This is a genomic window from Herbaspirillum sp. 1173 (assembly GCF_031455335.1).
In the GTDB taxonomy this organism is placed as follows: Bacteria; Pseudomonadota; Gammaproteobacteria; order Burkholderiales; family Burkholderiaceae_D; genus Herbaspirillum; species Herbaspirillum huttiense.
This window is the reverse complement of the sequence record NZ_JAVDSP010000011.1, coordinates 173,720-182,182: the sequence shown is the minus strand read 5'-3', so window position 1 is coordinate 182,182 and position 8,463 is coordinate 173,720. Positions and strand designations below refer to the sequence as shown.

Here is an 8,463-nt window from a genome sequence, read left to right as displayed (position 1 = left end):
ACCTCCAGCTACGGTCCGTCGAGCCTGGCTGGAATCGAATATGATCGACAACCGACTCACTGCCTGACTGGCTACAAATTATCGACGCAGGTCAGAAGACCTTCGATCGACTTCAACTAAAAGGCGGCGATGAAGCTGGAAAGGATTCGAACGCTGGTGAGCTATCTATGTTCCCAAAATTTGCTCGGGAGCAACCCATCCACTACTCGCAAGCTCAATTTGCATTTGAGCTGGAGGGGCAGTGCGCGGATATTCTCATTTTCCGGAGCATTTTTCGCCACGTTAAAGTACTAATTAAGGCTAAATTGATAGTTTCCATTTCATGGAAATATAAGATGATTCAGCCTTAGTGGGCGATGGCGACGCTCGTGGTGGTTTCCAGTGAGGAAAATCTGAAATCACCTCTGTTACATTTCTTCAAAACGCTCAAAGGGAGCCGCCTCGAGAGCGTTCGGCAGCGTTGTCCTTTCAGTCGGCGGCAAAATCGTGGGGCGTAACACAATGGGCTCTCTCACTTTATCGGACGTACCCGAGGATTTTCCCAGATCTCGCCATCTTTATGCAATTGGGGGCGCTCAGCATAAACTGGTACTGCGGGAGGCCCAGGGCCGATACCGAGAAGGTTGGACCGACTCCGAGCTCATAGAGAGGTTTGAAGTTTGCCGTCAGTTTGCACGGTATCTAACGCCATACTGCAGCGCGAAACTTTCTGCCGTTCCCGGTACTACCCTCGAAAGTCTTCTCCCTAGCGTCCGTGAGAGAATTGTCAACAAAAGGTGGGGCTACACCGAGCGAGAGCTAGACTGGATTCTCGATCAGGTCAAAGCGATATTGTTAAAATAGCAAAATTACTATTTTTGTAGATAAATTCTTACACCATAACTGGCTGGTCGGAAGTGCTTGCGCGCGAACTAAGTGATATCGCTGCTGCACAGAAATCAGGACGGTCCCTTAAGAACAAAGAAAGATGGCTACCGAGACCAAGTCACGACACACCACGCATGCAGACGGCGATGTGTTCGCCGACTTAGGCTTTGGCCCAACAGAGGCGGCGGAGCTTAAGGTGTCTGTTGATTAGCGTGCAGAATTGCCTTCTCCATTTGGCCCACCTTCCACTGCCTTCCAAAGGCAGCCACACGTTCATGCGACCCTTCATATCCAAGCTCACTTAAGTCCAAGAACATCTGTTTCAGGGTTCCTCTCTGCTTGCGAGATTTGACCGCCTCAGCGCTGAGCCAAGCAGAAAATCGTGGCGCGAATTTATCCAGGGCACTGGACGATTGCCTAGAGAGGTAGGAAGGCTCCATCGCTCCGGATCGGATATAGCGGCGAACCGTCTTCCAAGAGATGTCCAGCCAGCGGGAGATTTCCCTGACCGAGATGCGATCGTGGATGTACCCTCGTCGAATAATTCCAGGTAGGAACACGTCTATCATTCCGTTCTCCCGCTCGCTGTCATGAGAACGATTTACAAGCGAAGCTGATGCAACTGTCACTGCCCCGTACAAATCCCTTTTTCCATTAACCGAGGCTTGAACAGCGCACTGGGTAGCCTATACTGAAAGCATACCTTCCACTAGGAGTTGGTTGTGATTAACCCCGAATTGCGCGACAGGATGAACCTGTCGATTGCACTTGAAACAATGGAGCTACTCCAGCAAGAAGGCGGCGATCTTGGTTCTGTCTACTGGTACAAAATTGCGGCCCTTTTGAAGGAGGCCGAAGATTACCGCGAGAGAGCGGCAGTTGCTGAGGAAAAGCTAGCACGCATTAAAGAGCTTCTAGACACCAAACAAATATAGTGGAAGAACGTTCCGACGTGCTGACTACTGTTCCATGTTATTTGCGCCGGCTCAATCCAGTAATACAGGTTCGCACATACTTCAGCCCCGCTAATTTTTTAACTTGACCAGAGGTAATGCGAACCGTCTCCACATCTACTGCTTTTCCCGACCTCGAGGCAAAGACAGCTGAATTCGGTCGGCCCCCATCGGGACAAAAATTCGAGATGAACCAAGCAAGGTGGTGCTCAATTTCTTTGGGAGTGAAACGCCCAACTTTCGGGGGTAGTTCTGAAATAATACGAGATTTGCTGAGTGCATAGGCTCGCCGCACAATCGGCTCAGACCAGGTCCAGCGACATATACTTTGCAGATCGCTTTTTCCCTCGCAGGCCGCGACAGTAATCGTCCGGTCGCGTGCGATGCGATATTTCTGCCCTTTCGAAACAGAGGTATTGAAGATCAATCGATCGAATTGCGAAAAATAGTTACGCGCCTCCTCCATATTGAATTTTGATTGTAACGGCGCTATCTGTATGTCTACGTGCTTGGACTCAATCACACCAATAAAGCGTTCGAGCTGGTGCCGATTGATTTCCTGGCCTGAATTGCTTAATGCTCGTGCGGCAGCTTTCACTTCGTCAAAGTTTGGCCGATACCGAGGCGACAATACAGCGTTCAGCTCCTGGTGCATCCAGTATGGAAGACCGCGATTGAACTCCGTTAACGACGCGAGTCGTAGATCCAGATCGCGACATATCTGAAACAAGGATACAGGCCAATTCTTCAGTATCTTCAGCGCCCTGCTACATACCAAAAAACGCTCATGCGGGCTAAGCGCCCCAATAGAACCACGATAATTTATCGCGAACTGCTCTCCGCAATTTTCAGCTTGTGGTGCAAGTAGCGTTTGAATTGCTTGCCCCCACCGGCGGCTCGCCACAAGAGCGATGACAATGCCTAGCCCCCAATAGTATGCCAACGGCACTACGTGGGGCCCGCCGGCAACTCTATTGGCAGAACTTCCCTCTACCTCAGATACCAGGTGATCAATTTCACCGTCAGTGATCTGAGTATCGGGAAGCTTGTGCTTACGCAAATCACATCCGCATTGATCGCAACGGCAGTAAGGAATTGCATCAAGCACCATCTCTGTCGAATACGCCCAAGGATGAATCGATGCTCCACACTCCGGGCAATGACACACCAACATGCATTTGTGGATAGCGCAGAAAGGACAGCATACAAGTCGCCAATTAAGGCGAAAATATGGCGTCGGATCAGTAGCCAGACATTTCAGGCAAACGGGATAGCCTCTTCGTCCGTTCTCGGTCCGAATCGTGTCGCACGTCACTATCCAATTTCTGCTGTCTATGGCGTTACGGTCTTCATAAAGTATTCCCTCATAACGATGAAACGTCGCTCGACGAAGCGAAGCAATATCCTGACCAGACACTTCCGATAACGTATCCAAGATCGAATGCACTGCCGCTGTATCAATATCACCCCGATTCCAAATACTTGAGCCAGCCAAAGCGGTCGAATACAGCTCGCGAGCGTGTAACCCCATAGCGGCGGCAGAACGGGCGAGCCAAGTACTAAGCGCCTCGTCCGTTTGCAGTGGAGTTCGAATCGGCCACATAGTGCATGGAGTGTCTCAGACAGCTTCGCGGCGATGGTTTTTGACGGCGTTTTCAAAGTAGAACGTCATTTCGCTGAACGTGTCGATCGTTATCTTTTCCTGCCCGGTCTTGATCGCATGTTCCGATGCGTCTATAAGATACCGCATCATGTATCCCATATAGCCCAAGGTATCCTCATGGATTTTCTCAATACAGTCATCATTGACAATTTGCGATCGCATTCTTAGAGGGCAAGTTGTTTCCCACAACTGAAGTATCCCTTCTAAACTTTGTAGATCTTCCTCCGCCTGATCGCTCTTGTCGTATCTCCATGACGGAAGTTCGAAGGGCTGAAAGCGATTGCTGAGCTGCTGGTCTGTTTCAAATGCAGATCTTGATTGCATGGTTCCGATAGCAACAATCGGCAACTGCAATTCGTTACCGAGCAATTTGATTTGATCCCGCAGATCTCGTTGTGCCTTTCGAGTACCACTCACAAGATGATCTAGTTCATCAATGATGAGTAACTTCGTCCCCATGGCAGGAATTATTTTTTCCAACATACCCATGAGTCGGGGCAATTTAGCACTCGGCGGATAGAACGCATTAACCGATTCCAACACCGTTTGAAGAAATTCCTTGGGGGTAGAACATCCCAGCAATTGAAGATAGATGATCGGGCGATGGTCCGTCTGATCTGAGCGGCCGATTTGCGCAGGATGAAGAGCCAGCATCCGCTTTGCGATGCTGGTTTTACCGCTCATAGATTCGCCGACCAGGAGCATGTTCGGCATACGGTCTGTGCGAGCATGTCCAAATAGCCACTCCATGCGCTGCAAAATTTTATTCGCCCGCGGGTACCCAATCCACTTCAATGACTGTATTCGTTCGATTCTCTCTTTATCGCTTTTTAAGGCCAAAGGTTGGAATTCCTCGTCCAGGTGGTCAAGATTCATTGAATCCTCCCTCCGGCTTTACGACATTCCTTCGTGAGAGAGTGGCTAGGGAAGGTCTTGATTTCGGCGGCCTATTCTCATTAGCAGCTTGAACGGGTTGGTCGGTAGCATTCTGCTTAACTGCGTCCGCTTGCACACTGCGCCGAGACTCCTGCTCTCTGCTCTTCTGGTCCGCTTTCAGTTGGCCCTTCGTTGGCTTTTTAACTGTGCCTTTGGCCGGTTTGGCCTTCATCGCCTCGACTGTTATCGCTACCGCGCGAGCATTCAACTCCTTCTGCCGCGCCATGGAATCAAAAGTTTGGCGTTGATTGGATGGGTCACCACCAGCTTTCTTCACGGCTCTCTTTGCCGCATCATACTCAGTGCGGGTACCCGGCGTCGCACCAGTATAGGTCGGCCGACATAAGTACCAGCGCTCATCTTTGGGGTCCCAGAAATACATGACCGTCACATCCCTGTCATCTACTTTAAAGCGATACGCTGGGCTCTTTGCTGGATTACTCTTTTGCCGATACCCAATCCACTTATTCAGGGCGGATGCCCAGTACGTCCTACTGGCGTATTGAACTCCGTCACCTTGAATCGTCCGCTCAATTTCCGGCAGGAAATCTATTTTCACGCGATCAAAGTCTAGTCGCTTCGCGGGAAGCCCTCGAGCGACTAAAGTGTCGTTCCCAAGCCAACCTTGTTCATAACGATCAATGGGCGTATCGCCATCCAGGCCGGAATGAGGCATGTGATGATAAATGTTGATCTGTTCCAACAGCCAATACTCGAATTCAGCCAAGGAGTAACGGGCATTTTCTTCTGCATCGTAGTCTCGACTCGTAAGAGTGTTGTCCTGGTATCCGGGCAGTATCTTCATCTTTGCACTTTGCTTACCAATATAGGACTCAATGTAGCTCCCATACTGAGGTTTAGTGACAGGACGAAACTGGCGTTCGATGCCGTATACTTCCATTGGCTTCTTGAGGCGATCACATTTCAAGTCAGCACCATTATCAGCATGCAGTGTTTTGATGTCGCCCCACACTGGCCAACTAATTTCCGTTTCGGTTGAAACGACATCGCGCATGCCAGCTTTGGTTATGACACCTTGTATATAGTTCTCTTTGGGCAGAATCGCATGGGCGATGCAAGCGCCAACAGAAGTGGCACTTGGATGTTGCAGGCTGACGTATATGCCGACGATCATTCGACTAAACACATCAATCGCTATAGTCATCCAGGGCCGGGCAATTGGCGAGCGAGTTTGGTCATGAACGATGATCACGTCAGCAATGGCGTGGTCAATTTGCACCATTGACAGCGGGAACGGGGCCAGGATGGTGTTTTGATACCGGCGCCTTGTCCGATCAGATCTCTTCTTTCCCGATCGCTTTATAAAGAATTCTCGCTGGTCTCTCCATTCAATCCTGCGCAGGAGCGCACCGAAGGAGGGAGCCGTGAGCCCCTTCCGTTGGCACGACTCAGTAACGTGTCGATGTATCTCCGAAAACGATAGCGGCGACTTCTTCTCCCCTAGCGCTTGGATCTTTTTCTCGATAACGTCTTCAACTTCCGCGCTAAGGCGGCCTTTTCCTTTACCCCCCATCGGGGGCTGTTCGATCAGGTCACTGACTCGCTCACTCGCGCGCCACTGATTAAACCAGCGATAGGCTGTACTGAGCGACACGCCCATCTCTGCTGCGAGATCCTTTGTTTTCTGAGTTTTCCCGCGAACGTCATCAATTAAGGGACGAATCACCGCCAATCGTTTTTGTGCCATTTCCATGGCTTCCGCCGAGACATCTTCAAGATTGATATCGGTGCGCGCTGGAACCGGCGCCGCGGTCTCTTCGAGCAACGGTGACAATTCCACGATAGGAACTGTTTTTACTTCGTCCGTGCCGTTGCTCCGCCTACGTTTAATCGTCATCAACGCCAGACTCTCCTGGCGATGAATAAGCCATTGCATCTTCTGGTAGACGACCACCTCTCCCCGATCCAACTTCATCGGCGGCAAAGCTCTTGCGATCTCGATATCTTCATTCATGGGCTATGCCTCCAGAGTGAGCCTCGTGGCGGCATTAATCGGCTTATTCCAGTCCGTTTTGAGGCGAGCTGTAGCGATCAGGTGCCGGAAGGTGTTAACGATCTCTGGCGATTTTCCAAGACGATCAAATATTTCATTTCCGCTAACTTCCGCCCCTTGCTGAAGAGTGAAATCCAAAATTTTCTGTACAACAGAGCCATCTGACTGCTGCTTCAAGGCCGAATAAAAATTGTCCGCGTTGGACAGCCGAACGAGATTGATATCAACATCAGACCACGTGACAAAATGACAATTGTTATTTTCGGCCCACTGGTTGGCGGCTGCGTACTTATCAGCGCTCTCTTCTAGCTCTTTATTGTAAACATCAAGTGGCTTGATCTCGGCCAGATCTGGCCATCTACCACCTTCGAACTGTTCTTGGTGGTAATAGACAATGAGGTCTGGAGTATAGCCGGGTTCACGCGCACCACCTTTGTAGACCGATTTCCGGTATCGGATTGTGACGGGCTGTTCGCAATACCTGTACACCGCTGGATTGAACTCGAGCAACAACATAAAGTTGCGTTCCAGAGGAGATTCGTACCAAATCTCACGGCCGTTTTTCACACTTGGGAAGCGCCCTGAAATACCACTATATCGGGCAGGAATTTTGCGGGCCGGTACGACAATCATGGATTTCCCCTTTTTATCATCGTCTTCGATAGTACTCCAGGAATTTCCTACCCACTTCGATTCTTTTTCCCATCCTCTTCGGTAAATATTGCGAAAAACGGGCCGAATTTTCCCATCCTCTTCGGGTTAATCCCAAGCGCTACCAGGCGCGCTTGTCCGGCCCGCTGCTGGACCGCATCGACATGCAACTGCACGTCAACGCCCTGAGCCCCGCCGAACTGGCCGTCCAGCAGCCGGGTGAAACCAGCGCCGCCATCGCGGAACGGGTCGCGCGCGCGTTTGAACGACAGCGCCAGCGCCAGGGCAAACCCAACAGCCAGCTGGGGGGTAGCGAAATCGACCGGCACTGCCAGCACGATGTGGCGGCGGCCCAACTGCTGCAAGCCGCCATGCTGCGGCTGAACTGGTCGGCGCGGGCCTATCACCGGGTGCTGAAACTGGCGCGCACCATCGCCGATCTGGCGGAGTCCGATGTAATCACACAGGCGCATGTGGCCGAGGCAGTGCAATACCGGCGGATGCTGGCCGGTAATTGAGCGGCAACGGATCTGTCCCGGCAGACAAGAGCGTTCCCCTGTTGCGCCATGCAAGAGGACCGTCTGTATCTTCTCCCTCGGCCGGCCGGGCTTTAGCCTTGCAATTCACACGGCATCGACTGCCGCCCCCACCTGCCGACCGAAAGAGGATCATCGCCATGCCCACTGTCTCCACCCTGCTGGCCTTCGCCGCCCTCTGCCTGGGCATGGTGCTCACCCCCGGCCCCAACATGCTTTATCTGGTCTCGCGTTCGGTCTGCCAGGGCCGCAAGGCCGGGTTGATCTCGCTGGCCGGAATCGCGCTGGGGCTGGTGTTCTACATGCTCTGTACCGCGCTGGGCATCAGCGCCCTGCTGATGACCCTGCCGCTGGCCTACGACGCGCTGCGCCTGGCGGGAGCGCTCTACCTGCTCTACCTGGCCTGGCAAGCCCTCAAGCCAGGCGGCCGATCGCCGTTTGCCCTGCGCACCCCGCCCCCGGACAGCCCCCGCAAACTCTTCAGCATGGGTCTGCTGACCAGCCTGCTCAATCCCAAGATCGCCGTGATGTATCTGTCGCTGCTACCGCAATTCATCCAGCCCGAGCACGGCAGCGTACTGCTCCAGTCCTTCGCCCTGGGCCTGACGCAGATCGTGGTCGGCGTCAGCATGAACGCCGTGATCACCTTCTCTGCGGCTTCCATCTCGGCCCTGCTGGCTGGCCGTCCACACTGGCAACGCCTGCAGCGCTGGCTGATGGGCAGCGTGCTGGCCGGACTGGCCGTCCATATGCTGATCCAGCGCCGCTGACCCTCCCCCGCCTCACTTCCCGACGTAACGATGCGCTCACCGGGAGCGCATCGTTACGTCGCCTTCTCCCTCG

7 protein-coding genes and 1 pseudogene are annotated in these 8,463 nt (G+C 52.6%); 3 read left to right on the top strand and 5 right to left on the bottom strand.

What is annotated here, in order from left to right; genetic code table 11:
- Positions 1-1,589: 1,589 nt before the first annotated feature.
- Complete coding sequence (locus J2X56_RS24770) at positions 1,590-1,802, top strand: hypothetical protein (protein ID WP_310163556.1); 213 nt, start codon at positions 1,590-1,592, stop codon at positions 1,800-1,802.
- Between the two features lie 37 nt (positions 1,803-1,839).
- Here J2X56_RS24770 and J2X56_RS24765 read toward each other — a convergent pair whose 3' ends face one another.
- The 5 genes and pseudogenes from J2X56_RS24765 to J2X56_RS24750 all read right to left on the bottom strand — a co-directional run bounded on the left by J2X56_RS24765 (position 1,840) and on the right by J2X56_RS24750 (position 7,066).
- Complete coding sequence (locus tag J2X56_RS24765) at positions 1,840-2,880, bottom strand: hypothetical protein (protein WP_310163553.1); 1,041 nt, start codon at positions 2,878-2,880, stop codon at positions 1,840-1,842.
- A 120-nt stretch (positions 2,881-3,000) separates the two neighbouring features.
- Positions 3,001-3,423: pseudogene (locus J2X56_RS27065) on the bottom strand (TniQ family protein); the annotation flags it as partial.
- Between the two features lie 15 nt (positions 3,424-3,438).
- Positions 3,439-4,359 (bottom strand): TniB family NTP-binding protein, encoded by a 921-nt coding sequence (locus tag J2X56_RS24760; RefSeq protein ID WP_310163549.1) that lies wholly within the window; start codon positions 4,357-4,359, stop codon positions 3,439-3,441.
- Complete coding sequence (locus J2X56_RS24755; protein ID WP_310163546.1) at positions 4,349-6,394, bottom strand: Mu transposase C-terminal domain-containing protein; 2,046 nt, start codon at positions 6,392-6,394, stop codon at positions 4,349-4,351. Before J2X56_RS24755 ends, J2X56_RS24760 begins: the two co-directional genes overlap by 11 nt.
- A 3-nt stretch (positions 6,395-6,397) precedes the next feature.
- Positions 6,398-7,066: a TnsA endonuclease N-terminal domain-containing protein gene (locus J2X56_RS24750; protein WP_310163543.1), complete on the bottom strand. Its 669-nt coding sequence runs from the start codon at positions 7,064-7,066 to the stop codon at positions 6,398-6,400.
- Positions 7,067-7,125: 59 nt separating this feature from the next.
- On the opposite strand from J2X56_RS24750, the gene J2X56_RS24745 reads away from it, so the two are divergent.
- Together J2X56_RS24745 and J2X56_RS24740 are read left to right on the top strand one after the other, a co-directional pair.
- Positions 7,126-7,602 (top strand): ATP-binding protein, encoded by a 477-nt coding sequence (locus J2X56_RS24745; protein WP_310163575.1) that lies wholly within the window; start codon positions 7,126-7,128, stop codon positions 7,600-7,602.
- Between the two features lie 158 nt (positions 7,603-7,760).
- Complete coding sequence (locus J2X56_RS24740; RefSeq protein WP_121037234.1) at positions 7,761-8,390, top strand: LysE family translocator; 630 nt, start codon at positions 7,761-7,763, stop codon at positions 8,388-8,390.
- Positions 8,391-8,463 lie beyond the last annotated feature (73 nt).